The 26,256-nt window shown below is 41.6% G+C and carries 25 protein-coding genes and 1 tRNA gene; 23 read left to right on the plus strand and 3 right to left on the minus strand.

All coding sequences use genetic code 11. From position 1 onward, the window contains the following. The first annotated feature begins 184 nt into the window (after window positions 1-184). From VGE44_RS04805 to VGE44_RS04815, 3 genes are all read left to right on the plus strand, one after another. A complete protein-coding gene (locus VGE44_RS04805) occupies window positions 185-2,341 on the plus strand; it encodes a TonB-dependent siderophore receptor (RefSeq protein WP_331076611.1) in 2,157 nt (718 codons plus the stop codon). A 1-nt stretch (window position 2,342) separates the two neighbouring features. Beyond that, window positions 2,343-3,479, plus strand: a complete 1,137-nt coding sequence (locus tag VGE44_RS04810; RefSeq protein ID WP_331076612.1) for a PepSY-associated TM helix domain-containing protein — start codon at window positions 2,343-2,345, stop codon at window positions 3,477-3,479. Between the two features lie 63 nt (window positions 3,480-3,542). Then, window positions 3,543-3,752, plus strand: a complete 210-nt coding sequence (locus VGE44_RS04815) for a hypothetical protein (RefSeq protein ID WP_331076613.1) — start codon at window positions 3,543-3,545, stop codon at window positions 3,750-3,752. 178 nt (window positions 3,753-3,930) lie between these two features. Here VGE44_RS04815 and VGE44_RS04820 read toward each other — a convergent pair whose 3' ends face one another. Beyond that, window positions 3,931-4,653, minus strand: coding sequence for a DsbA family oxidoreductase (locus tag VGE44_RS04820; protein ID WP_331076614.1), 723 nt, complete (start codon window positions 4,651-4,653; stop codon window positions 3,931-3,933). A gap of 242 nt (window positions 4,654-4,895) precedes the next feature. Here VGE44_RS04820 and VGE44_RS04825 point away from each other — a divergent pair, with 242 nt between their 5' ends. Then, window positions 4,896-6,437, plus strand: coding sequence for a sulfatase (locus tag VGE44_RS04825; protein WP_331076615.1), 1,542 nt, complete (start codon window positions 4,896-4,898; stop codon window positions 6,435-6,437). A gap of 126 nt (window positions 6,438-6,563) precedes the next feature. On the opposite strand, the gene VGE44_RS04830 is transcribed toward VGE44_RS04825, so the two are convergent. Further along, window positions 6,564-8,027: a sulfatase gene (locus VGE44_RS04830; protein ID WP_331076616.1), complete on the minus strand. Its 1,464-nt coding sequence runs from the start codon at window positions 8,025-8,027 to the stop codon at window positions 6,564-6,566. A gap of 459 nt (window positions 8,028-8,486) precedes the next feature. Between VGE44_RS04830 and VGE44_RS04835 the strand changes: the two genes are divergently transcribed. The 14 genes from VGE44_RS04835 (at window position 8,487) to VGE44_RS04900 (ending at window position 19,616) form a co-directional block, all read left to right on the plus strand. After that, window positions 8,487-10,256, plus strand: a complete 1,770-nt coding sequence (locus VGE44_RS04835) for an FAD-dependent oxidoreductase (RefSeq protein WP_331076617.1) — start codon at window positions 8,487-8,489, stop codon at window positions 10,254-10,256. Between the two features lie 3 nt (window positions 10,257-10,259). After that, a complete protein-coding gene (locus tag VGE44_RS04840; protein ID WP_331076618.1) occupies window positions 10,260-12,095 on the plus strand; it encodes a 2-oxoacid:acceptor oxidoreductase subunit alpha in 1,836 nt (611 codons plus the stop codon). Continuing rightward, the gene (locus VGE44_RS04845) at window positions 12,092-13,144 is read left to right on the plus strand and encodes a 2-oxoacid:ferredoxin oxidoreductase subunit beta (protein ID WP_331076619.1); all 1,053 of its coding nucleotides are present in this window, start codon (window positions 12,092-12,094) and stop codon (window positions 13,142-13,144) included. The genes VGE44_RS04840 and VGE44_RS04845 overlap by 4 nt, the downstream gene beginning before the upstream one ends. Before the next feature lie 54 nt (window positions 13,145-13,198). After that, window positions 13,199-13,273, plus strand: a tRNA-Val gene (locus VGE44_RS04850). Between the two features lie 236 nt (window positions 13,274-13,509). Next, window positions 13,510-13,968 (plus strand): helix-turn-helix domain-containing protein, encoded by a 459-nt coding sequence (locus VGE44_RS04855; RefSeq protein WP_331076620.1) that lies wholly within the window; start codon window positions 13,510-13,512, stop codon window positions 13,966-13,968. Between the two features lie 14 nt (window positions 13,969-13,982). After that, window positions 13,983-14,417, plus strand: coding sequence for an NAD(+)--rifampin ADP-ribosyltransferase (gene arr, locus VGE44_RS04860; RefSeq protein WP_331076621.1), 435 nt, complete (start codon window positions 13,983-13,985; stop codon window positions 14,415-14,417). Between the two features lie 902 nt (window positions 14,418-15,319). Beyond that, a complete protein-coding gene (locus VGE44_RS04865; RefSeq protein ID WP_331076622.1) occupies window positions 15,320-15,667 on the plus strand; it encodes a nuclear transport factor 2 family protein in 348 nt (115 codons plus the stop codon). A 48-nt stretch (window positions 15,668-15,715) separates the two neighbouring features. Continuing rightward, window positions 15,716-16,114, plus strand: a complete 399-nt coding sequence (locus tag VGE44_RS04870) for a DUF6958 family protein (protein WP_331076623.1) — start codon at window positions 15,716-15,718, stop codon at window positions 16,112-16,114. Beyond that, a complete protein-coding gene (locus tag VGE44_RS04875; protein WP_331076624.1) occupies window positions 16,101-16,586 on the plus strand; it encodes a YdeI/OmpD-associated family protein in 486 nt (161 codons plus the stop codon). The genes VGE44_RS04870 and VGE44_RS04875 overlap by 14 nt, the downstream gene beginning before the upstream one ends. A gap of 100 nt (window positions 16,587-16,686) precedes the next feature. Then, window positions 16,687-16,896, plus strand: coding sequence for a (4Fe-4S)-binding protein (locus tag VGE44_RS04880; RefSeq protein ID WP_331076625.1), 210 nt, complete (start codon window positions 16,687-16,689; stop codon window positions 16,894-16,896). Window positions 16,897-16,960: 64 nt separating this feature from the next. Continuing rightward, complete coding sequence (locus VGE44_RS04885) at window positions 16,961-17,353, plus strand: VOC family protein (protein ID WP_331076626.1); 393 nt, start codon at window positions 16,961-16,963, stop codon at window positions 17,351-17,353. 40 nt (window positions 17,354-17,393) lie between these two features. Further along, window positions 17,394-17,786, plus strand: a complete 393-nt coding sequence (locus tag VGE44_RS04890; RefSeq protein WP_331076627.1) for a DUF1801 domain-containing protein — start codon at window positions 17,394-17,396, stop codon at window positions 17,784-17,786. A 10-nt stretch (window positions 17,787-17,796) separates the two neighbouring features. Beyond that, entirely contained in the window at window positions 17,797-18,213 is a 417-nt protein-coding gene (locus tag VGE44_RS04895; RefSeq protein ID WP_331076628.1) for an SRPBCC family protein, read from the plus strand. A gap of 182 nt (window positions 18,214-18,395) precedes the next feature. Continuing rightward, window positions 18,396-19,616 carry an MFS transporter gene (locus VGE44_RS04900; RefSeq protein ID WP_331076629.1) on the plus strand — a complete coding sequence of 407 codons (1,221 nt, stop codon included), beginning with the start codon at window positions 18,396-18,398 and terminating at the stop codon, window positions 19,614-19,616. 329 nt (window positions 19,617-19,945) lie between these two features. Here VGE44_RS04900 and VGE44_RS04905 read toward each other — a convergent pair whose 3' ends face one another. Beyond that, window positions 19,946-21,331: a neutral/alkaline non-lysosomal ceramidase N-terminal domain-containing protein gene (locus VGE44_RS04905; protein ID WP_331076630.1), complete on the minus strand. Its 1,386-nt coding sequence runs from the start codon at window positions 21,329-21,331 to the stop codon at window positions 19,946-19,948. 316 nt (window positions 21,332-21,647) lie between these two features. On the opposite strand from VGE44_RS04905, the gene VGE44_RS04910 reads away from it, so the two are divergent. The 5 genes from VGE44_RS04910 to VGE44_RS04930 form a co-directional block, all read left to right on the plus strand. After that, window positions 21,648-21,980, plus strand: coding sequence for a heavy metal-associated domain-containing protein (locus VGE44_RS04910; protein WP_331076631.1), 333 nt, complete (start codon window positions 21,648-21,650; stop codon window positions 21,978-21,980). A gap of 326 nt (window positions 21,981-22,306) precedes the next feature. Next, window positions 22,307-22,702, plus strand: coding sequence for an HYC_CC_PP family protein (locus VGE44_RS04915; RefSeq protein WP_331076632.1), 396 nt, complete (start codon window positions 22,307-22,309; stop codon window positions 22,700-22,702). Between the two features lie 137 nt (window positions 22,703-22,839). Next, a complete protein-coding gene (locus VGE44_RS04920) occupies window positions 22,840-23,103 on the plus strand; it encodes a heavy metal-binding domain-containing protein (protein ID WP_331076633.1) in 264 nt (87 codons plus the stop codon). A gap of 5 nt (window positions 23,104-23,108) precedes the next feature. After that, window positions 23,109-24,413, plus strand: coding sequence for an efflux RND transporter permease subunit (locus tag VGE44_RS04925; protein WP_331076634.1), 1,305 nt, complete (start codon window positions 23,109-23,111; stop codon window positions 24,411-24,413). Then, on the plus strand, window positions 24,403-26,256 hold a 1,854-nt coding region (locus VGE44_RS04930; RefSeq protein ID WP_414649286.1), incomplete at its 3' end, for an efflux RND transporter permease subunit. The genes VGE44_RS04925 and VGE44_RS04930, both read left to right, overlap by 11 nt.

The following is a 26,256-nucleotide window of genomic DNA, read 5'->3' on the forward strand; positions in this document are numbered from 1 at the left end:
TTGACCTTGATCGAATTCCTCATCTATCTTCAATGAGGAAGCCGAACCTCTCCAAACCTACAATAAGCTTCTCCAGGCTGCTATATTTAGCTTATTTAAAATAATTCTAAATAATATTTGCTTTTCTAAAATGACTTCTTACTTTTGAGCTTAATTATAATCAGTCTAAATAATAATAAGAAATATGAAAACAATTACCCTCTCCTTAATGGGTGTTTTACTCGGGTTCAATGCCTATACGCAGGAAGTTAGAAGTCAGGATTCTTTAAGCCGAAGAGTTTTGGAAGAAGTGATCATCAAGGATTTTAAAAACCGCTATAAAGTTGACAGCAGCAGCACGGTTTCTAAATTACCTTTAAAGTATATAGAGAATCCGCAGGTTTATCAGTCAATCTCGAAGAATCTTTTTAAGGATCAGGTTGTTACTAATTTGAACAATGCATTGAAAAATGCAACAGGTATTACACGTTTGTGGGAATCAACGGGCAGAGGAGGTGATGGGGCAGAATTTTATTCTATGCGTGGTTTCGCTGTGCAGCCTACACTGGTGAATGGAATGGCAAGTATCACGAATGCCGGACTCGACCCGGCGAATATTGAGACTATTGAAATTGTTAAGGGACCCTCAGGAACCTTGTTTGGCGGAAATGTAATTTCCTATGGTGGCTTGATCAATGTAGTTACCAAAAAGCCTCACGATCAGTCGAGAGGGGAGATTAACTTTACCAATGGTGGCTTTGGCTTAAGACGTATTACAGCCGATTATAATTTACCATTAAGCAAGCAATTAGCAATTCGGGTAAATGCTGCAAACAGTTCAGAGGATAGTTTTCAGGATGCCGGTTTTAGCAAATCTACCTATATCGCTCCGTCCTTATTGTTCAAAGCTACTGATAAGCTTCAATTCCTGATCAATTCTGAGATGCGTTTTGCGGAATCAGCCAATGCACCGATGATCTTTCTGAGCAGGTATTCACCTTTATCCTTCCAGACTATGGATTTGTTTGAGAAGAGTTACCGTAAGTCGTATACCGCTAACAGTTTGTCAATCTCAAATCCATCATTTGGTTTCCAGGGTCAAATGCTTTATACTTTGAGTAGGCAATGGAAATCGCAGACTATTTTATCGTCAAGCAATACCACAAGTGACGGATATTACCATTATTTATGGGATAGTGCGAATGGGTCTGATTTTACCCGATTTATTTCAAAACGCGATGGGAAGACCAGGGCCAGCGGAATTCAGCAGAATTTTAATGGCGATTTTCTCTTAGGAAAGCTCAGGAACCGTCTGGTGATTGGATTAGATTACCTTGAAAAAACCATTGATAACAGCAGTTCAGGCTGGGTGGCACATGGTCTGGTGTCTCTGAAAGATCAGACAGATGATGGAAAATTAACCCCGCAGGCTGTGGATCAATCCTTATTAAACTCATTTGAAGGGGTTTCATCTGTTAAAACCAAAATCAGCAGCGTTTATGCTTCCGATGTGATTAATCTTTCAAAGAATTTGTCAGCTATGTTAAGCCTGAGACTTGATCATTTTGAAGGGCAGCCCAATTACTATTCTACAGAAAAGATCAAGAGTCAGTTTAATCTCTCGCCTAAATTTGGCCTGGTTTATCAGGCTATTCCCGAAAAATTGTCACTTTTCTCCAATTATATGAACGGTTTTACGAATCTGGATCCGGCACAGGTCGCCAATGCAGATGGAAGTAATCCTAGGGTTAAAATATTTGATCCTGAGCATGCTAATCAGTGGGAAGCTGGTACCAAAGCAAATCTTTATCAGGATAATGTGTCATTAACTCTAAGCTATTATTCGATCCTGGTTGACAATAAAGTGATGACCGATCCAACTAATATCAATAATTCGATTCAGGGTGGTGAAGTGAGTTCCAAAGGCTTTGAAGCAAGTATTGTGACTAATCCGATTAAAGGACTGAATATTATTGCCGGCTACAGTTTTAATAAGAGCGAAGTGACCAAAGATGCCCCTGATGCGGGATATATTGGCTTGCGTCCGGAAGAGGCAGGTCCGGCCAGACTGGCTAATTTCTGGGCTAATTACAAGTTTACAGAAGGAGCATTTAAATATGTTGGTATCGGCTTAGGAGCGAACTATGCAAGTGAACACAAAACACTGAATCGTTCGAATATAGGAACATTTAGTTTGCCAAGTTATGCGGTTTACAATGCAGTAATGAGCTATAGCCGCGCCAATTTCAGCTTAAATCTGAAACTGGATAATATCGGGAATAAGAAATATTACACAGGCTGGTCAACCATTACACCTCAGCGTTTACGGTCTATTGCTCTGGGCTTAAATTATATGTTCTGAAGTGAAGAAAAGTACTAAACGAATTTTTGGAAAAATACACCTTTGGCTCGGTCTTTTGATCGGGCTTTTGGTATTCATATTGGCAATTACAGGATGTATTTATGCTTTTCAGGAGGAAATTCAGGACTATTCCCAAAGCTACCGGCATGTTAAACCTGAGAATAAGCCCTATCTAAAACCATCTGATTTTCAGGAAATTGCTTCCAGAACTTTGCCAGGAAAGAACCTGCATGCGATTAAGTATAATGGAAAATCACGATCGGTAGAAGCTATATATTACCATTACGAACCTTTATATTATTATGTAGCCTATCTGAATCCATATACCGGGGAAGTATTGAAAGTGAATAATATGGAAGAAGGCTTTTTTCACTTCATACTGGATGGCCATTTTTACCTCTGGCTTCCCCCTGAAATTGGTCAGCCGGTTGTTGCTACGGTTACTGTTCTGTTTATCCTGATGCTGCTCAGCGGACTGATCTTATGGTTACCATCTAAAATCAGGCAGTTAAAATCGAGGCTTTGGTTTAAATGGAGTAAAAGAACCAGATGGAGAAGAAAAAACTATGATTTGCATAATATCACTGGGATTTATGCGATGCTTTTCGGACTTTTCTTTGCAATTACCGGACTGAACTGGGGCTTTCCGGTTTTTGCGGAAGCATATTATAAAATGCTTGGAGGGAAGCAGGAACTGCTGTATACCGAACCCGAATCTCAGCCTGGTTTATCTTTAGATCAGGCTAAAATCCCCTTGAATTTAGTTTGGAAGAAAATGATGAAAGAGTACCCGAATGCAGTCAGCATTGAAGTACATCCACCCGAAACCTCATTGGCACCGATTGCCGCCAATGCAAATTTTGAACAGGGGACTTACTGGAAAACGGATTATCGTTACTTCGACCAATACAGCCTGAAGGAAATGAATGTCAACCATATTTTCGGGCGGCTCAGGGATCAGAAATTTGCAGATAAGGTGATCAGGATGAATTATGATCTGCATACCGGTGCAATCATCGGACTTCCCGGCAAGATCATTGCTTTCGTAGCCAGTCTGATCATTGCAATACTACCGGTTACAGGTTTCATGATATGGTATGGACGAAGAAAAAAAGAAAGGAAGGTGGCTCGGGTTTAATGGAATTCAGGACGTCAGGATTCTTTTTTAGATTCTGTCTAAGTTTTTGGAAATGTAAGGCAGATGCTTTTGGAGGCTTCAGCCCGGCTTTACGCTATAGCTTTGCCTTTGGATATCATTTATAAGCAGAGCGGTCGTGCCGGCAAAGGCTACCGCTGCAATCCGGTTTATGATCAAAGGATTGGGGTTTCAAATCTGGTTCAACCTTCTTTCATAGCAGCAGATTCCTGGCCAGCTAAACGGGATAGAAGCGGCAGCTTTTTGCCAGATTAAATTCAAACTTAAACGCAATCAACAGAGGCAAAAACTATAGCGGAGAGCCCGGCTGAAGCAAGCGACAGGTACAGACCCTGCTTTTCAGATCCTAATAATTTCTTAATCGGAATTAACCATAATTATCATCAACCCTCAACCAGATACCGTTCCTGCCCTGATCAAATCGCTTCCTCTCTTAATTACATTCCCCGTCAGGCCGGCAAACAGCTCCTTCCTGAACCTGTAACCCCGATGCAGGATGCTCCTTTTTCCATTCCCCAAAGGATTTCTCGAGATTTTGCAGGAAAACAGGAGTCTCCTGAGCACCCGATACTGCATATTTACGGTTGAATACAAAAAATGGAACGCCGCGAACGCCAAGCTGCTGACTTTCATAAATATCCATTCGCACATCTTCTGTATAACGGTCACTCTGCAGAACTTTCCTGAGTTCAGTTTCATCCAGGCCGATGCTCTTGCCCAGATTGATTAAAACATTGATATCGTCTGTATTTTTTCCTTCGGTAAAATAAGCCCTGAAGAGTAACTCCTCAGCTTCATCCTGCTTGTTTTTGCTCAGTGCAAAGTGGGAGAAACGATGTGCATTCATTGAATTTGCAATAATGGCCTTATTGAGGTCATAATGCAGTCCCTCGCCAGCAGCCATCTCTGTAACCTGCTGGTTCAGTTGTTCTGCACGTTCCAAACTCATGCATTTGACCTCTGAAAGATACTGATTTACATTTTTTGAGGGATCGGTCTTCAGGTCGGGATTCAGCTGAAAGCTTTTCCAGATTACTTCTATATTTTCTTTTCCTGGCAGCTGATCAAGCGCTTTTTCAAACCTCCGTTTCCCGATATAACAGAATGGACACATAACATCACTCCAGATTTCTACCTTCATTTTTTCAGTATTCATAATGATTGCATTTTATAACAGCAGCAAATTTAGACTTAGCGGAATAGATATTAGTCAGAAGAATATCACGGAACAAAAAAATTGACATGGATAAGATAAAGATCCTTGCAATGTAATCCGTATGAAAAGGTTTAATTTTAATAACTCATCACAGAATTATCTGGAGCATATCTTTAAATTTAATAATATAGAATTCACCTTATTATATTTATCCCAAGCAATCGGCTTATAAAATCATTAGCATGATCAGTAAAAAAATCTTATCGGGCATATTATTTTACTCCCTATCCTTTACCGCTTTTGCTCAGAAGCCCCAAAACTTAAGTTATGAAGCCATTCCCGGTACAAAAGCCCGCAACATCATATTCATCCTTTCTGATGACCACCGCTATGATTTTATGGGTTTTACCGGCAAAGTTCCGGGCTTAAAAACCCCTAATCTGGACCGGATTGCGAATGAAGGTGCCCATTTTCAAAATGCATTTGTCAGCACTGCACTTTGTTCTCCAAGCAGAGCTTCTATTTTAACCGGACAGTATGCTCATACCCATACGGTAGTTGATAATCAGGCATCAGCCCCTTCTTCACTGATTTATTTTCCTCAATACCTTCAGAAGGCAGGCTACCAGACTTCCTTTTTTGGGAAATGGCATATGGGCGGGGGTGGTGCCGATCCGCGGCCCGGATTTAATCGCTGGGTGAGTTTTGCCGGGCAGGGGGATTATTATAATCCCAAAATCAATGTCGATGGGAAGATGATTAATTATACAGATAGCAGCTATGTTACGGATGTGCTAACTAATTACACGTTAGAATGGCTGGATAAACGCGATAAAAGCAAGCCTTTTTTCGTTTATCTGTCGCACAAGGCGGTACATGCTGATTTTTATCCGGCAAAAAGGGATAAAGGAAAATATAAGGACATCCGCATTCAATATCCGGTGTCTATGTTCTCAACTGCCGGCAAGGATAGCAAGCGATTTAACCGTGGCGATCAGGCTGATTCAAGTGCATATATATTTAATTATAAAGATATCCCGCAATGGGTGAGGGCACAGCGCTACAGCTGGCATGGAGTTGATTTCATGTATCACGGACAAACCGATTTCGATAAATTTTACGTGGATTACCTCGAGACCTTAATGGGTGTGGATAGCAGTGTGGGCAGGGTACTTGATTACCTGAAGGCTAATGGTCTCGATAAAGAAACCCTCGTGATTTACATGGGAGATAATGGTTTTTCATTTGGAGAACATGGTCTGATCGATAAACGTCATGCCTATGAAGAGTCGATGCGGGTACCTTTGCTCGCCCGTTCACCGGCATTGATCAAAGCGGGAACCAAAGTGAAGGAAATGGTACTGAATGTGGACATTGCCCCGAGTATTTTGGAAATGGCTGGAGTTAAAAAGCCAAAACAAATGCAGGGGACATCTTTTTTGCCATTGATGAAAGGAAATCCTGTCCAGAACTGGCGGAAGGAAGTGTTTTATGAATATTACTGGGAGAATCCATTTCCGCAAACACCCACGCAATATGCGGTTCGAACCGATCGCTATAAATTCATCCGTAGTCAGGGAGTTTGGGATATTGATCAGTTGTATGATCTTCAGCAGGATCCTTATGAACTGAATAATCTGATCCGCAAACCCGAATTACAGGACCTGGCAAAGGATCTGAACAAAAAACTCTGGGACTGGCTTTCGGATACACAGGGTTTGTATATTCCTTTAAAACCTATTGGTGATAAGAAGTTTGACCATATTTATAAGGGAACCTGGTGATAAAGAGATAATACTATTGTGGTAAATATTCGATGGATCCGATAGCTATCTGATCCCGCGAAAGCCGGGACCTTCTAGTTCTCATGAAATTCGATTTCAAGCTTACCCTGGACATAAGTGAATAAATTAATTCAATACTTTTCCTGGCTGTCGATTATTATTACCCATTTTCTTTTGAAGGTCATCTCCAAGATCTTCCCTCGCCTGATCAGCAAGTGTCTTTAGTTCTTTTACGATTTCCGGAAAATAGGCCTGTACATCATAGCGTTCACCGGGATCTCTGCGAAGGTCGTAAAGGGCCTCTTTCATGATAACATTTTCGGGTGCTGCACCTGGAAAGCCATCAACACCTGGTGCCTGATCGAGATAGGAACGGGAAGGGTGCTCGAAAACGAGTTTCCAGTTATCACGACGGACAGCCTCCAGTGAATTTTTGCGGTAATAATATAAAAAGTTCTTTCTGGGACTTGCCATCAGGTCGCCTTTTAAGATCTCACCAAGGTCAACACCATCGATCTTTTTGTCTGGAAGCGATGCTCCTGTCAGTTTCGCAATGGTAGGAAGAAGATCAATTGTGGAAGCTAACTGGTTGGACACCAATCCACCTGGTATTGTTCCCTTCCACCGTATTATACCCGGTACTCTTTGTCCCCCTTCGAAAGAACTACCTTTTCCCTCTCTCAAACCAGCAGTGTTCCCGGCATGGTTCCCAAAATTTAACCAGGGGCCATTATCGCTTGTGAAAATTACCATCGTGTTTTTTTCGAGACCTTCTTTTTTGAGTGCATTCATGATCCTTCCAACATTATGATCAACCTCCTGAATCATATCTCCATACAATCCCTGCTTGCTTTTACCCCTGAATGCTGCAGAAGCATTAATCGGAACATGAGGCATAGGATGCGGAATGTAAGCAAAGAACGATTTCTTTTTATTTCTGCGGATGAAACTGATGGCTTCGTCTGTCAGCCTGCTGGTCAGCAGAGCCTGATCTTCAAGGGTACTAATGGTATCGACCGGGGCATAATTTCGGATCAATGGCAGAGGAGGGAAACGATATTTATTGGTTCCGGGTTTTGCAGGCAGACCATCAAAATTCACTGGCCACATATCATTAGAGTATGGAATGCCCAGATATTCATCAAAACCCTGATTCAGAGGCAGGAATTCCGGTGAATCTCCAAGATGCCATTTACCGAATATTCCTGTTGCATATTTTTTCTGTTTAAGGAGGTCTGCAATGGTCATTTCCTCCCTGGCCAAACCGATCGGTGAAGCGGGGAATAATGCTCCTGAGATGCCTAAACGGTTAGGATAGCAACCGGTAAGAATTGCGGCACGCGATGCACTGCAAACCGCTTGTGCCGACAGGAAATTAGTAAAACGAATGCCTTCTGAGGCTAGCCGGTCAATATTAGGGGTGTTTATATCGAGTGCTCCATAACAGGAAAGATCACCATATCCCATATCATCCATGAAGATTAAAATGATATTGGGACCGACAGGTGCTAAAGTTTTAACAGGGGTACTTGATTGATTAAGTGTGAATATTAATAAGGCGATCAACGCAATTTTTATTTTTCTGATCATGGTCTTTTTATAGTTTCAAGCAGGACTGAATATAAAATTTATAATTGGTATGAGGAATACCAGTCAAGAGTAAACTTTGCATTTTACTCAAATACCTGGGCACCGCGCAATCCCCCTTTGGTCCAATGGACTTCTTCGGAGAGGGGGGCGCTTATGGCCAAGCGCGTAGGCAAGGGAGTCCGTAATAATTGTCTAAAATATCTTATTCAATAAAATTTGTTTCATTCTATTTATTTCTGATATTGAACATACCAATCAGTTTGGTATTCAGGTACTTTATGATTGCCTGAAGATGTTGGAATTTATAATTGATTGCAATGAATTTTGACGGAATCAGCACGAAATTGAGAAAGATTATATGTTAAATTAAAGATTAAATACTATTAAAATAGTGTAAATTTCCATTAGATTGATGTTTCATTTTAAATTATTTTTATCGTTTAAGAACTGTATAGCTAGTTGAAACCAACAGATACCAAAAATCCGGAATACTTCCACAAAGTTGTGGACTGTCAATATGCCTGCCCCGCACATACTCCGGTACCTGAATATATCAGGTTGATCTCAGCAGGAAAATATACCGAGGCATATATGATCAATTGGGAGTCGAATGTTTTCCCCGGGGTACTCGGGCGAACCTGCGACCGTCCCTGTGAACCTGCATGCCGTCGAGGCAGAATTGAAGAAGAACCTGTTGCAATTTGCCGGCTTAAGCGGGTAGCTGCAGATAATAAGGACGATGTCAGGGCATTCATGCCTGGTATTCCTTCAGAAATGAATGGAAAACGCATTGCTTTGATCGGCGGCGGACCAGCATCATTAACCGTAGCCCGCGATCTTGCCCCTTTAGGATATGAGATCCACCTCTACGATGAACATGCTGCAGGTGGGGGAATGATGCGCAGCCAGATTCCTTCCTTCAGGTTACCCGATGATGTATTGAACGAAGAAGTAGGATATATTCTCGATATGGGAATCCATACCCATTTCAATACCTATGTATCCAGCATGAACGAAATTCTTGAAAAAGGATACGACGCAGTATTTGTTGGCACAGGTGCTCCGAGAGGTCGTGATCTGATACTACCCGGTCGCGAAGAAGCCGGTAAGAACGTACATGTCGGAATAGAATGGCTTGCAAGCGTAGCTTTCGAGCATACCCACAAAATTGGTAAAAAAGTGATTGTACTGGGAGGTGGAAATACCGCCATGGATTGCTGCCGTACTTCCCGCCGCCTTGGTGGTGAAGAGGTGAAGGTTGTGGTACGTAGTCCCTTTGCAGAGATGAAAGCCTCCCCATGGGAGATTGAGGATGCAATGCATGAAGATATTCCCATCTTTGAAAACCATGTACCTAAAACCTATGTGATCGAAAATGGCAAACTGGCCGGAATGACCTTCGAAAAAGTAAAAGCCGTTTATGATGAGCAGGGCAAACGCAGTCTTATTCCATCCGGCGAGCCAGAAGTATTTATTGAAGCCGATGACGTGCTTGTCGCTGTTGGTCAGCAAAACAGTTTCCCATGGATTGAAAAGGATACCGGTGTTGATTTTGATCAGTGGGGAATGCCGCTTGTTGATGCATTAACTCATCAGTCGACTAACCAGCGCGTTTTCTTTGGTGGTGATGCGGCTTTCGGACCAAAAAATGTAATCACAGCTGTTGCTCACGGGCATCAGGCAGCCATCTCCATAGATCTGTATTGCAGAGGAGAAGCACTAACCGCGCGCCCTGCACCATTTACCAATCTGGTTTCAAAGAAAATGGGGATCCATGAATGGAGCTATGATAATGATGTGGTTAATGACCAGCGTTTTATTGTTCCCCAGGCTGAAAAGAAAGCTGCTTTATCTGATCGTAAGCTGGAAGTTGAGCTCGGTTTTGATATTCAGACCGCAATTAAAGAAGCTCATCGCTGCCTCAATTGCGATGTGCAAACTGTATTTGAAAAAGATAAATGTATCGAATGCGATGCATGCGTTGATATTTGTCCGACTTCCTGCATCACATTTACCGTAAATGGGGAAGAAGATGATTTACGGACACGACTCAAAGCTCCGGCTTTAAATATAACTCAGGACCTCTATGTATCCGATACACTCCCTACCCAAAGGGTGATGGTAAAAGATGAAGACGTTTGCCTGCACTGCGGCTTGTGTGCTGAGCGTTGCCCGACATCTGCATGGGATATGCAGCAATATTTATATAAAGTTACCAAAGCAGGTTAAGAAATGCCTAATTCAAAAGTTAATGATTTTGTCATTCGTTTTGCGAATGTCAATGGTACAGGGTCTGCAAGTGCAAATTACCTGTTTGCAAAAGCTATTTTCCGGATGGGAATCCCCGTGACACCTAAAAATATATTTCCTTCAAATATACAGGGACTTCCAACCTGGTACGATGTCAGGGTGAGTGAAAAGGGTTATCTCGGTCGCCGGGAAGGGGTAGACCTGATGGTTTGTGTGAACCCTCAAAGTATGCCTGATGATGTGCTTTCAGTGAAAAGCGGTGGATATTTCATCTACGATTGTACCAAGGCACTGAACCCGGCATTGATCCGGCCTGATGTGACCTATATCGGACTTCCTCTGATGGAAATGTGCCTTCGTGAATTCACCGATCCGCGGCAGCGGCAATTGTTTAAGAATATCATTTATGTTGGGGCACTTTCTGCCCTGCTTGATATCGAATTTTCGGTACTGGAACAATTGCTTGCCGAGCAGTTTGTAGGCAAGGAGAAGCTGGTTGCGATGAATATCAAAGCCCTGAATCTGGGTATTGCCTACATTCACAGCAATTATGCATATCCTCTGGATATTCGTTTGGAAAGACGCGATTTGGTTGGTGATAAGATTCTGATTGATGGTAATTCGGCCTGCGGACTTGGTGCCGTTTATGGTGGTGCTACGGTCGTCGCCTGGTATCCGATCACACCATCAACTTCGGTGGTTGAGGCTTTTGAGACTTATGCAAAAAAGTTAAGGGTCGATAAGGAAACAGGGAAACGAAATTATGCAATTGTGCAGGCAGAAGATGAACTTGCCGCAATTGGGATGGTAATCGGTGCAAACTGGAATGGTGCTCGTTCATTCACGGCTACCAGCGGTCCGGGACTATCTTTGATGAATGAATTCCTCGGCTTGGCTTATTTTGCAGAAATTCCAACTTTGCTGATCGATGTACAACGTACCGGTCCTTCTACAGGTATGCCAACAAGAACCCAGCAATCTGATATTTTACTGGCGGCCTACGCTTCGCATGGCGATACCAAACAGGTTCTGGTATTTCCATCAACCCCGAAGGAATGTTTCGAGATGACTGCCGAAGCGCTTGATCTGGCAGAGTCTTTGCAAACGCCGATCATCATGATGACCGACCTGGATCTGGGAATGAACGACCATATGTCTGAACCTTTTCAATGGGATGATACCCGGAAATACAATCGCGGTAAAGTGCTTAATGCAATTCAGTTAGAAGAATTACCGCGTTTTGGACGCTATCTGGATGTAGATGGTGACGGAATTACATACCGCACAATTCCTGGAACACACCCAACCAAAGGCTCCTTCTTTACACGCGGTACTTCGAGGGATGAATATGCTGCATATACCGAAGATGGACGTGTTTATACCCGCAACATGGACCGCTTGCTCAAAAAATGGAATACTGCAAAAGATATGGTACCAGCCCCATACCTTTATCAAAAGGAGAATAAGAGTGCTTTTGGTTTGATTTTCTTTGGAACATCTACCTATTCAGCAGAGGAGGCAATGGATACAATGGCTTCAAGCGGACTTAATTTTGATGCAATGAGGCTGAGGGCATTTCCTTTCAATCAAATGGTAGAAGATTTTATTAATACACACGAAAAGGTATTTGTTATTGAGCAAAACCGCGACGGGCAAATGCGCTGTCTGCTGATCAATGAGCTCAATGTTAACCCTCATAAAATGATCCCGGTTCTCAATTATGATGGGATGCCAATCACAGCGCATGCAATCATGACGCTGATCAATAAAAATTTATCACCTGCACTTAATGGTGCAACCAGTAAAATTCTGTCATGACATATATACGTCCTAAATTCCGCCATCCTGATCTGCCAAAAAATGATCTTGGATATACTACCAGGGAATATGAAGGTTCGCTTTCAACCTTATGTGCCGGCTGCGGACATGATTCGATCAGCGGAAGTATTCTTCAGGCTTGTTTTGAATTATCGATTCCACCTCACCGGATAGCCAAATTATCAGGTATTGGCTGCTCTTCCAAGACGCCAAACTATTTCCTTGGAAATTCGCATGGATTTAACTCGGTACACGGAAGAATGCCTTCGGTAGCCACCGGCGCCAATATGGCAAATCGTGACCTGATTTATATGGGTGTTTCTGGAGATGGGGATACAGCTTCGATTGGTATGGGCCAGTTTGTGCATGTGATCCGTCGTAATCTGAACATGGTTTATATAGTGATGAACAATGGCTGCTACGGATTGACCAAAGGCCAGGATTCGGCTACTGCCGACGCGGGTTCAAAGAGCAAAGCGGGTTCCGTGAATCCATTTCAGCCAATTGATCTTGCCGGACTGGCGCTTGAACTTGGTGCAAGTTTCGTTGCCCAAAGTTTTTCGGGAGATAAGGAACAACTAGTTCCGCTGATCAAAGCGGCGGTAAGTCACCCGGGATTTGCATTCATCAATGTAATTTCACCATGCGTAACGTTCAATAATAACCCCGGCTCCACAAAATCATACGACTACGTACGTGAGCATATCGAAGCGACTGGCAAAACCGACCTTGTTCCTGAGAAATCTGAGATATTGGCTAGCTATGAATCAGGCACCGGGACTGAAGTGATGCTGCACGACGGTACCTTTATCAAACTTGAAAAGCTGGCGGCTAACCGCGATCCTTTTAACAGGATGGAAGCGATGAATGCGCTGCGTAATGCCAGAAACCGGAATGAGATACTGACCGGCTTGCTTTACATCGAAACCGATACCGAAGATCTGCATCATACGATAAACTCAACCGACCGGCCGTTAAACACCCTTGAGGAAGCAGATCTCTGTCCAGGTTCTTCAGTTCTGGCTGAAATCAATGAGGATTTAAGATAGAAATATTTATTTCTCAAGGAAATCCTTCAATTTTTATAGATTTGAGGCTGAACAGGGAAATTAGCTCAGCTGGTTTAGAGCACTACCTCGACAAGGTAGGGGTCGCTGGTTCGAACCCAGTATTTCCCACGAAAAAGGCTCCGGATAATTCCGGGGCCTTTTTGTTTTTCCTGCAGTCATTGTAATTCCGTACAGCATTCTCTTAATGGTTTTATTGCTTCTATAAATAAGGCAGCTGTCATTGTAGGACAGATCAGGAAGATCTGAAAACCTTATCAAAGTAACATAAGTTCAAAATCAACTTTTTTGCTGATTTTGAAAGTTATAATTAGCTTTGTAGCTGAGATATTTAATAACTAAGTAATATGAATCCGGAGGAAGAAATTATCAGGATGAGGAAATTGAGCCAGCAATATGCTTATACCTCTATACAACTTCATGAAAGCATCGGGAGAAAAATTGGATTAATTGGAACGGATCATAAATACCTGGGCTTCTTAATCCAAAAAGGACAAATGACAGCGGGGGAACTTGCCGTACTTACTGGATTGTCAACAGGTGCTGTTACAGGATTAATAGATAGGTTTGAGAGCAAAAAACTTGTGAAAAGACAATCCGACAAAACGGACAGAAGAAAAATAATCATAATCCCCAACATTGAAAAAATAACGAAACTGATTACGCCATTTTACAAGGATTTTCAGGACAGCACTGACGAACTTTTCTCCTCATTCAGCACTGCAGAATTAAACATCTTAGAAAAATACTTTAAAAATGCCCTGGAAATAATGGACAGGAAAATTGAAAATGTAAACAAAAAATAATCCTAAAAATTACTATGAGCAAAGAAGATCAGACAAACCCTCATATCGCAACTCCTTTTGCCCAAACATATTTTCACGGGACAAAGGCTGAGCTGAAGATTGGCGATTTGATAAAAGTTGGCTTTAAATCCAACTATGAGGACAGAGAGCTAAAGCATGTTTATGTCTCATCAACATTGAATACCGCTGTTTTGGGAGCAGAACTCGCTTCAGGGAATGGAAGGGAAAGAATTTTTTTGGTAGAGGCAACAGGTGACATAGAAGATGATCCAAATGTAACAGATAAAAAGTTTCCCGGTAATCCTACGATGTCTTACCGTTCGGAACATCCTTTTAAAGTAATCGGAGAAGTAACTGTCTGGCAGGGACGCAGCCCCGAACAAATTAAAACAATTAAGGACGGATTGGAAAAACTCAGAGAACAGGGACTGAACATAATTCTTGACTAAGAAACAGTTAAAAATTTTAATTTTCCTGTTATCGCTGTAACGCATTCTCTCTGAAAGGAGTTGTTGCCATGCCACTTTTCCCGGGTTTGATGTGATTGTCTACATTTTAGTATCCCCTATGATTTGATTTTCTTTTAACGAATGGTTAATTATTTCCCTGCAGATCAAACATAGAATCCGTTAAACTAAAACTTTGGCATAGTTTGGCACGAATTGGTATAAATCGATATTATAAAATGCCAACAAAGCTATCTGGAGAGTACGATAAGACAGACAGAAAGGAGACAAGCCAGCAGTCCTTTGCCACTTCGTCCTGGAATAATGTTAAGAACAAGTATAGTTCTACATATTACTTCCTGTGTAGATCCTTCGATCAAAGTACCCTTTGATCGAAGGATCTACACACTTGGTATAATGTTGGTACGAAGATGGTACGAAGATTGTCACGTTGTGTGACGTACTGAAATAGCTATACAGATTGATCTGTCCCGAATCTGTCTGCCTCCTGTCTCGAAGGGATTCCGAGTAAATTTCCCGTCTGAAAGTAAAAGGCTTGACCGAAAGTGAATTGGTTTAATGTTGGCTTCCTTAAAAGATAAAAACGTACCTCATCTAATTGAATATATAGAAAATTGTTCTCATGACCAAATTGTTCATTGTTGATATATAACTGCTGTTGGAGTTCAAAATCGATTTATTGAAGTTTGGCTTAATTCCTTGTTAGTATAAATATCTCTTTGTAAGGAAGCCTCAGAACAAGATGTATTTCTATGTAGGATTTTTACCAGACAGGGTGTAATTTTCTTTGGGCTTTGGATATCTCTCTGACAATAAGCATATTTAACCAAGGTTTTAATATGAGCTTACAATAATCGTGATGTCGAATTTGATTAATAAAGAAAATGACTAAACCAGAAATAGCCACCGCATTTTCAAACGGAGAATTTGACAAAGCAAAAAATTTCATTGCCGATGATGCCATTTGGGAAGTAGTTGAAGAGGATAAATTCATAGGGAAAAATGCAATTGTTGAAAATTGCAATCAGGTGGGACAATACTTTAAATCTGTTACGACCAAGTTTAAAACATTGAATGTGATTTCGGAGGCTAATAAGGTTGCTATAAATGGGACAGCCGAGTTTATACGGGATGGAAAACGGGTTTCTTTCGTTTCTGCCTGTGATTTATACGAGTTCAACGATTCTGATCAGATTCAGAAAATTACTTCTTATTGTATTCAGTCGAAATAGAGATTTAAAACTAATTGTAAACCCTGATATCTCATAACACTGTATCAAATGAGAACAGAGTTAATTCAAACATTGCATCCGCAAGCCGGTAAAGCGAACAAGAAGATCTCTTTAGAGAAGTACAATTTTATACGGGATCATCTTCTAAGCATTTTAGCCAGGCTTGAACCTACACATACCGAGCTGATGGAAGAATTATATCAGAGAGTAAAGGACAATTTTGATGGGGGAGTTCAATGGTATGGAGAAACTGTAAAGCTTGATTTGGAAGCATGGAATTTAATTGCAAGAACTCAAACCAAACCGGAAAGGTATATTTTGAAAAAAACAGTGATTCATGAGTGCACTGCAGATGGATACATTTTGTCCGACAAACCGGTCGGACTGGAGAAAATGGTTGATGGAAAATCATCAATCCCGACAATCGGTCTGGTTGATTTACTATAAAATTAAGTCGGGTAAACCTACCCTGAAATATGATGATGCGGTGGATGAAGCCCTTTGCTTCGGATGGATAGACAGCAAGGCTAAACCGATTGATGATGAAAGGTTTATGCAGTTCTTTAGCAAACGAAAAGCTAAAAGCGTTTGGTCAAAAATTAACAAGGAGAGGGTCGGGCGCTTAATAGCAGAGGGACTAATGACTGATGCTGGTTTTGAATGTATTGAGATTGCAAAGCAAAACGGGTTCTGGTCGATATTAGATACGGCTGAATCTCTCGAAATCCCCGATGATCTGGAAGCAGAATTCCAAACAATCCCTGATTCAAAGGATTATTTTCTCAGTTTAAGCAGATCTGATAAACGGAATATTTTGCAATGGCTGGTTTTGGCAAGAAGAATTGAAACCAGACAAAAGCGGATTTCAGAAATCGTCGAATTATCCGCGCAAAGGCTAAAACCTAAACAGTTCAGATAAGAGACACTGATCTTTTCTTCAAAGTCCGGATAATTTATTAGCCTTTAGCGATAGTGCGTAAAAATTAAATTTTGTATTTTGTTTTTAAATTTTGGAGCTTATGAACAAAGAATATTCTAATGGTGAAATCATCATCAAATGGCAGCCTAAACTTTGCCAGCATGCGGGTATTTGCGTAAAAACATTGCCGCAAGTATATAAACCGAAAGAATCCCCCTGGATTAGGATTGAAAACGCCTCAACAGAAGAGTTAAAAGCTCAGGTGGATAGGTGTCCTTCGGGGGCTCTGACCTATACTTTAGTTAAGTAAGGAGTATCTGAGCTAAATCAAAATAGCAGATATATAATATTTAATAATCAAGCAATTATAGCCTATGGCAGCACCAGCTAAAAACCCGTTTACCTGGGTAGAAATTTATGTAGATGATATGAGCAGGGCTCAGAAATTTTACGAAGCACTTTTGCAAATTAAATTAAACGAATTGCCAATGCCCGACAGTGTGGGTGAAATGCAAATGCTTAGTTTCCCCTGGGCAGAAAACGATAGGAATATTAGCGGAGCGTTGGTAAAAATGGAAAATATGGGTCCGGGTGCAGGTGGTACCCTGGTTTATTTTGCCTGCGAGGATTGTTCGGTTGAAGAAGGAAGGGCAGAAGCAGCCGGAGGTAAAGTTTTGCAGCCTAAAATGTCACTTGGTGAGCATGGATTTTGCTCAATTCTGATGGATACTGAAGGAAATACGATTGGATTGCATTCGATGAATTAAAACCTTCTGATTAGCTGGATAATCATTACATTCAAAAGGTATGAACCTTGAAATACTGACCTTCAATGAAAAATTAAGTCCGCATGACAAGGAAATATGCGACTTACTTGCTTCGGTAATCGATGCTGAGCTTTCTGATGCTGAAAGTAAAATCTGGCATGCCCATCCGGTATGGTTTTTAGACGGGAATCCAATTGTTGGTTACAGCAAACAGAAACCGGGGGTTCGCTTAATGTTCTGGAGTGGAGCCGGTTTCGATGAGGAAGGACTAAATATCAGAGGTAAAAAGTTTAAGGATGCCTCTGTATTCTATAATCATGTTTCCGATATTGAAACTAATGATTTGAAGCGTTGGCTGCAGAAATCAAGGGAAATTCAATGGGATTATAAAAACATAGTCAAGCGTAAAGGACATTTGGAACGATTAATATAAATCCTGCATTATGAAAGGGGATAAAATAATAATTCAGGCTATTGTTTCTGCAGATATTGAAAAAGTTTGGGACTATTACACCCTGCCTGAACATATTACAAAATGGAACTTTGCAAGCCAGGACTGGCAATGCCCTTATGCTTCAAATGATATGCGGGTAGGCGGAAAATATCTCGCAAGAATGGAAGCCAAGGATGGAAGCTTTGGTTTTGACTTCGAAGCTGTTTATGATCAAATAATTGTTGCTGAAAGCTTTAGTTACACCATGCCTGATGGGAGGGAAGTACAAGTAACTTTTGATGATGCTGGAGGGAAAACGGAAGTCTCTGTAAGCTTTGACGCTGAAACGGAAAATCCTGTTGAAATGCAAAGGGCTGGCTGGCTGACAATACTCAATAATTTCAAGAAGTATACTGAGATGAATTGATATTTGTTTGGTTCTACTGTCTTTGCGTGGGCTTGTACAAGCCTTTATTCAACCTATTTAAAACGATCCGTTTACCTACACGATCAATCCAAACACATTTTTTTATCAATTCTTATTGATAGAGTGTTTTGTGTTGTTATATTTAGACTCAGTATCCGGTCATGTCCGGAGCAATACTCCGGATGAAAGAATACTCAGAAAATCAAACTGCATTAAAATCGGGTCAGGCACGTGTAGCAGCCACCGGCTTTTTAAGTCTGTTCTCCCTGATTGGGATCATGTTTTACGGACTGACCTTCTTTTATGATTTCTGGGTTCAGGAGTTTGGATGGACGCGCGCAACCGTAACTTCGGGTAATGCATTTGCTAAAATTCTGGTCGGATTATTCGGATTTGTGGTGGGTTACCTGATCGATCGTTTCGGACCAAGGAAAATGATGCTGGCTGGTATTCTAATGGCCGGCGGAGCAGTTATCGGTTTGGGATTAATGACTTCCCTCTGGCAGTTTTATGTGTTTTATATATTCAGTGCTTTGGGTTATATGTGCGGCGGACCATTGCCTAATCAGGTCTTAACCTCACGCTGGTTTGATAAGGCCCGTGGTAAGGCGATGGGCTTTGCTTATCTGGGAATCGGAATCGGAGGGATGCTGGCGCCTCAGATAGCAAAAGCTTTAAATGTGGAATTCGGATACCGCCATGCCCTGGTCATTCTGGGTGTGACAATGATCGTTTTGTCATTTCCTATGGCCTGGTTTGTCAAAGATAATCCTCCTCATACCAGAGATTCTGCCGCAACTGATAAGCCTGAAGAACCTAAACGGGATATTAAAGCTATTTTAAAAACAAGAGCCTTTTATTTATTGCTGATTGGAAGTATGTGTTCCATAGGAGCGGTAAGTGCAACCAGTCAGAATTTGAAATTATTCTTCAGTTTGGATCTTAAATATTCTCAAACTCAGGCTGCAAACGTGCTCTCCTTGATCCTTGCTGCCAGTATTTTCGGTCGCTTATTTATGGGCTGGCTTGCCGATAAAATTGAAAAGAAATATGTCATGCTGCTGATCTATTGCCTGGTTGCCTCAGCAATCCCACTGCTTTATTTTGCAACAACGCCGGGGGTGATCTATGTCTTTGCGATCGTTTTTGGAATAGGCCTGGGAGGTGATTATATGATCATCCCGTTAATGGCTGCTGAGCTGTTTGGCGTTAAAGTGATGGGCAGAGTTATGGGTATTGTCTTAACCGGTGATGGTCTTGCCGAAGCTATTATGCCCTGGATGGTAGGATGGATCAGGGATATCAGCGGAAGTTATGCCAATGGCTTCTCTGTTTTGATCGTTTTAGCAATTGTTGGTATCATTACAGTTATCCTAACACCGAAGCGGATGTCTGCGAATTAATTACACTTACGGAATCAGACTTATGAAATCACCTCTGGACGTTTTGAAAGTCGATTTCGTAAGTCGCTCAACCAAGATGCGACTGACGAATTTATCTTGCATGTTGCCTAAGTAAATTCTTAACCCGGTAGCTATCGGGTCTGTATTTCTCGGACTTGCGAAATTACCTGACCGAGCGGAAAGTAGATTTCGTCTTCACATTTGTGGCGACTGACGAATTATACTTGTAATATGCCCGGGTAAATTCGTAACCTGATACTTATCGGTTCACAAAATAAAAAAGAGACTGACTAAGTTTATTGGATGGTGCCTCGGTATATTCGTGAATCTTACTTTCCCGTAGTCTTAACCCCGGTCTGTTCAGCAAGTCTTCTCACTTCCATGATAATCACATCCTCAATATCCGAAACCCATGGTGTAGTAAATATGGGCGAACGGCTTGCTTCGTATCCACCTTCTTTCCATACGGTGCTGGTTGGAATATAAGCCATCACATCATTACTATATCCAAAAACAAATATATTCTGTCCGTAAATTTTTTTCAGTTCATTAGCGTATCCTACCAGTACTTCGCCACCCATCGTAATAAGAGGCTGTTCTCCAAGCTTCCAGACCTGCAGAGGATAGGGATAAGAAGTCATTAATTTTTCCCCTTTTTCAAGCTTCGAAAGCAGCACTTTTGCACTGGCTTTTAGATAATCGGCCGTTTTGGAGGTATCACTCATCAATCCTTTCAGTTCCTCTTTTGTCGGACTCGCCCTCTCAAACTTAAGGTCAATTTCTGAATAGGAAAGAGTTAGCTCAGATGAAAGAGCCTTCATTTCTTCTTTCAAAACCCGGTCGACCGAGGCTGCCAGTGTTTCACCATATTGCACGGCCAGTGCCACTGTCCTTCGTGGCAGCGGATTCTGATCTGCCCCCGCTCCCTGAAAGAATAATGCTATTGCTCCGGGATACCTTTTTTCGAGTTCGATCTGCGCAAAACCGGCATAATCCCCCGACCACTCATAGGTCCCGAGAACTGTATTGTGGCAGGCATAGCCGAAGGCAATGGCCATGATTTTCCCTTTCGCATTAACTACTTTAATGACAGGTACTGCAAAGTCATTTGGCCCTTTTAATTCGGTTTGAAGAGCCAGATTGTTTTCATTGTTATTTCTTCTGTTTACCTGAAAGCGGCTGATCCCATTTTCGGAGTAAAGTGTTGCTGACTGCAGGTTTTTCAAGGCTTCGCCGACTAAATTAACCAGCTGATCCTCCAGTTTTTTAGCATAGCGATCGATCTTGTCTAATTCCTTTTTCTCAAGTGTGAAAATATGTGGTGCAGATTGAGTCTCCGGACCGGTATGTGTATGAGAAGCATTGATCAGAATCTGAGATCTCGTTAATCCGAATTGTTTTTCGATACGGTCTCTTACGGGTTCAGAGATTACTTTTCGGATAGCAACCAGATCCAGGGAGATCATAACCGCCCGTTTCCCACCTGCATCTTCCAGAACCAGTGCTTTTGCCCACAAATCTGTCAGTTTTCCTTCCGAAGGCTTATTCCGGAACGCATAGCCAGCCATCCACATGTGCTCTTCAGGTGTGATCTTTATTTTGGCAACTCCCGCCTTCCATGTAGTATTGATTTGGATTAGATTTTCTGCAGCACTTGAAGCAGCGCTGACTAGAATTATTGATAAAATTATGGGGAATGAGAATAGGTTTTTCATTTGTTAGTGTTGATTGCAGCTCTTTAAATATAAGATTTTATGGGCTGAAATGTGAGTATATGTTAATTCTGTAGTGTCAAAATTGATACTTCGCTTCAGCTGACAGACAATCAAAGCAAAAGAGTGATATTCAATAATTGCTAACAGGCTCAATACTATGTTTTAAGCATGCTGGCATAGTGTTTGATATTTATACAATATTAAGTTGCGATTTTGGAAGTAATTGACATTGCTTCAGGTTACATACTCAACCAGGAGAGATCAGTGATGAATTTCATGATCCCTACATCACCATTAGTAAATAAAGATCAATCAGATGAAAAAGTATTATGAATTAGCCGGAATGAGTTGCGAATCATGTGTGAACAACATAAAACAAGCATTAATGGAACTGCCGGATGTTACAGATGCGGAAGTAAAATTGAAACCTCAGGGGGTATTACTTACAATGACTGAGTCCATAGATACTAATGTTCTCCAGGATCAGGTCGGTAAAGCTGGTAATTATACCATTTTAAACTCTCTAAGTGATGGGGATGGAAGTGATGATAATACTCCCATAATAGAGCGTAATACTAGTTTCAGTAACACCCATCCTGAAAGGAACGACAGACCATTTGGAATAGACCACGAGCCGGGAGTTAAATAACGCCAAGTTTTTTTGAAACAGGTCTGAATTCGGTAACCTGTAGAGGTTAAGTGCAATGTCTCTATCTTGTTATTGGCTGGTGTGTGCGTGCAGCGATTTCTGGTTTATCAAGATGCCTTCGCGTTATGCATGTTAGCTGGAATGCTTTTATCATGTAATCTGTAGATACGCTGTTCCTAACTCTACAAAGAGAAAAACTTAATTCTACTGACAGCAGTAAGAAACTATGCACTAAGCTTCTGTCTGAAACAACCAAATTCTATAAACATTTCAAAAAATTATATAAAATATATCAGAATTTTATACCAATCTTTGTAATCAATTACATGAAAAGGCTTTTAATCACCGTTTTAGCTGTCTTCTACCTGGGTGTTTCATCCGGGGCGACTGTGCATTTCCATTATTGCATGGGAGAGCTGATCGAATGGGGGCTTTCTGGTGACAAATCAGAAAAAGCAGCCGATTGCAGTAATTGCGGCATGAAGAAGGGTCTTTCTGAGGACTGTTGTAAAGATCAGAAACAGGAATATAAGCTAAAGGAATCTCAAAAAGCTCCGTTAAGCACCTTTCAACCCCTTGTTTTTGCTTTAGCACCAATCTCTTACCCTGACTTTAGCCAAATCTTACCGGGAACTCCTGCGGATCTGATCCCTGAGAGTAATGCTCCCCCACGAACATTGAAAACAGCTGTTTTCATTCGAAACTGTAATTTCCGTATCTGATTTTTATTTCCTCCTGGTCTGATTTCCTTTCGGACTGATTTCGTATGCTTTTTATTCTGATAGACTCATTGGAATAATAGTCATTCGATGAATTATCGCATCTATTCATTTTATTATTAACAATAAATATTATCGTCATGAGAAAATTAATTTATTCAATCGCAATTTTAGTTCTTTTATTCAGCGCTGCCTGCAATAGCTCAGAAAAGCCTGCGGCCGTAGAAGCTGATTCATTATCCACTCAAACAGCCGGAGTAGGATATACCTGTCCGATGCACCCTGAAATAAAAAGTGATAAGCCGGGTACCTGTTCAATCTGCAAAATGGATCTTGTTAAAGATTCGGATCACATGTCAGACAGTATGATGACTGATAGCAGCAGTCACGATCATAAGCACTAATTACAATGGTTGAAAAGATCATTTCCTTTTCTTTAAGGAACCGTTTCATTGTCTTGCTTTTTGCAGCCGGATTTTTTGGATGGGGACTCTATTCGGTCAAAACGAGTAAGATTGATGCTATCCCCGATCTTTCGGAAAATCAGGTTATTGTATTTACTGAATGGATGGGACGGAGTCCGCAGATCATTGAAGATCAGATTACTTATCCTCTGGTTACCAATCTTCAGGGATTGCCCAAAGTGAACTATGTTCGTGCCAATTCCATGTTCGGGATGAGTTTCATCTATATCATTTTTGAAGATGATGTGGATGTTTACTGGGCAAGGTCCAGGGTATTGGAGCGCCTCAATTCGATCGGCAATGTTTTGCCCGAAGGTGTTAGTCCGACGCTTGGCCCAGATGGTACCGGAGTCGGTCATGTACTATGGTACACCCTTGAAGCTCCGGGTATGGACCTTGGAGAACAGCGGGCAGTTCAGGACTGGTATATCAAATTTGCTCTCCAGAATGTAGCAGGAGTGAGTGAGATCGCTTCATTTGGTGGTTTCCAGAAGCAGTATCAGATCAGTATTGATCCCAATCGCCTGACTTATTATAAGCTGAGCATTCAGGATGTGATGCAGGCAGTTAAGAGTAATAATAATGAGGCAGGAGGCAGGAAGTTTGAGATGAGTGGCATCGGTTATATTATTAAAACCAGTGGTTACCTAAAATCAATTGAAGAGATCGAAAATCTGGCGGTACGTACTCAAAACTCTATTCCTGTGAAGATAAAGGATATCGGTACCGTTCAGATGGCCGGAGAAAGCCGCCTTGGGATTTTTGATTATAATGGTGAAGGAGAGGCGGTCGGGGGGATTGTGGTATTACGTTATGGTGAGAATGCCGATGAAGTGATCCGCAAAGTGAAGACAAAAATGACTGAAGTAGCTAAGGGTTTACCCCAGGGGATGAAGTTCAATATTGTTTACGACCGGGGTGAATTGATCGCAGAATCAATATCTTCTATTAAAACCACCCTGATTGAAGAGATGATCGTGGTATCGCTGATCGTGATCATTTTTCTGTTTCACTGGCGAAGCGCAATCAGTATCATTATTCAGATCCCAATCACCATTGCTGCCAGTTTCATTTTGCTGAATGCATTTGATATTTCATCGAATATCATGTCATTAACCGGTATCGCATTGGCGATAGGTGTGATTGTCGATAACGGAATCATCATGGCAGAGAATTCTTATAAAAACCTTGCAGTCAGGCAGGCAGAATTAAACGAACAAAGAAAAGGAGGAAATGCAGATGTGGAATAGATCGAAACTAAAGAAGAATGATGATTATGTTAAACTTTCTAATGAAGAAAGACTAAGTATCATCGAAAAAGCCTGTCAGCAGGTATCAAGAGGCGTATTTTATTCAACAATAATTATTATCACCTCTTTTCTGCCGGTATTTTTACTTACCGGGCAGGAAGGGAAATTATTCCATCCACTGGCCTATACCAAAACCTTTATTCTGATAATCGATGCGGTACTGGTGCTTACGCTGGCTCCTGTAATAATTTCATTTTTTATGAAAGGACGTTTCCGTCAGGAGCATGATAATCCGGTCAACCGAGGTTTGGAGAAGGTCTATCTTCCGGTGATCCGGGCTTGTATCAGAAACAGAAAAACTACACTTGGAGTTAATATTCTGGCCTTACTGATCTCTGTTCCCATGATGATGAGCCTTGGACGAGAATTTATGCCGCCTCTGGATGAGCAATCGATCTTGTTTATGCCGGTTACATTGCCTGATGTTTCCAATTCAGAGATCAAGCGAATTCTGCAGGTTCAGGATAAAATCATCAAATCAGTGCCGGAGGTCGACCATGTTTTGGGCAAAGCAGGGCGGGCAAGTTCAGCAACTGATAATTCTCCGATCAGTATGATCGAAACGATCATTTCGCTGAAACCAAAAAGCGAGTGGAGGCCCGGAATCAGTAAAAAAGACATCATTGATGAGTTAGACGCCAAACTTCAGATACCCGGTGTGGTGAACGGCTGGACACAACCTATCATCAACCGTATCAATATGCTTTCAACTGGTATCCGTACCGATGTTGGTGTTAAGGTTTATGGGCAGGATTTGAAACAGATCAGCCATATCTCTGAAGATGTTCATACTATGCTGAAGAATATTGAAGGGGTGAAGGATCTGTATGTGGAGCCTGTTAGCGGCGGGAAATATCTGGAGATTGACATCAGACGCGACCAATTGGAGCGTTACGGATTAACTGTGGATGATATTAATGCGACAGTTGAATCGGCAATTGGGGGTGCACCTTTTGCATCAACAGTTGAAGGCCGGCAACGTTTTAATATTCATTTGCGACTGGGTCAGGAGTACCGGAACAGTATCGACCGTTTGAAAAGAATTCCACTGACTTCACCCGATGCGGGAACTATACCATTATCAGCCGTTACAACGATCCGTTTTGTGGATGGACCACCAATGATCAGTTCTGAAAATGCAATTCTGCGAGGCGCTGTTATGTTCAATGTTCGTGAGCGCGATCTGGGACATACAGTTCAGGAGGCTATTGATAAGCTGAATAAGGACCTGAAACTGCCCAATGGATATTTTGTAGAATGGAGCGGTCAGTATCAAAACTTGATCCGCGGACAGCAAACCCTGATCTATATTCTGCCTGTAGTGATTTTTATCATCTTTCTGGCACTATATCTTGCTTTTAAATCAATCAGAGAGGCATTTTTAAGTCTGGTGACTATCCCTTTCGCACTTATAGGAGGTGCTTTCCTGGTTTATTTCTGGGGAGTGAATCTCTCAGTCGCTGTTGCGGTTGGCTTTATTGCGCTTTTCGGGATCGCTGTTGAAACAGGTGTTGTGATGGTAATATATTTGAATGATGCGATGCGTCAGTTGGTTGCTCTGAAGGGCAATTCCAGTGAGACAATTACAAAGGAGGATCTGAGAGAATACGTGATCAATGGAGCTGCGAAACGTTTACGGCCCAAGATCATGACGGTTTGTGTTGCATTATTTGGACTGATACCAGTTTTATGGTCGGGAGGGGTTGGAAGCGATGTGATGCAGCCAATTGTGCTGCCTATGATTGGGGGAGTACTTACTTCATCCACCCATATTCTACTGGTT

Source organism: Daejeonella sp. (assembly GCF_036405355.1).
Classification (GTDB): Bacteria; Bacteroidota; Bacteroidia; order Sphingobacteriales; family Sphingobacteriaceae; genus Daejeonella.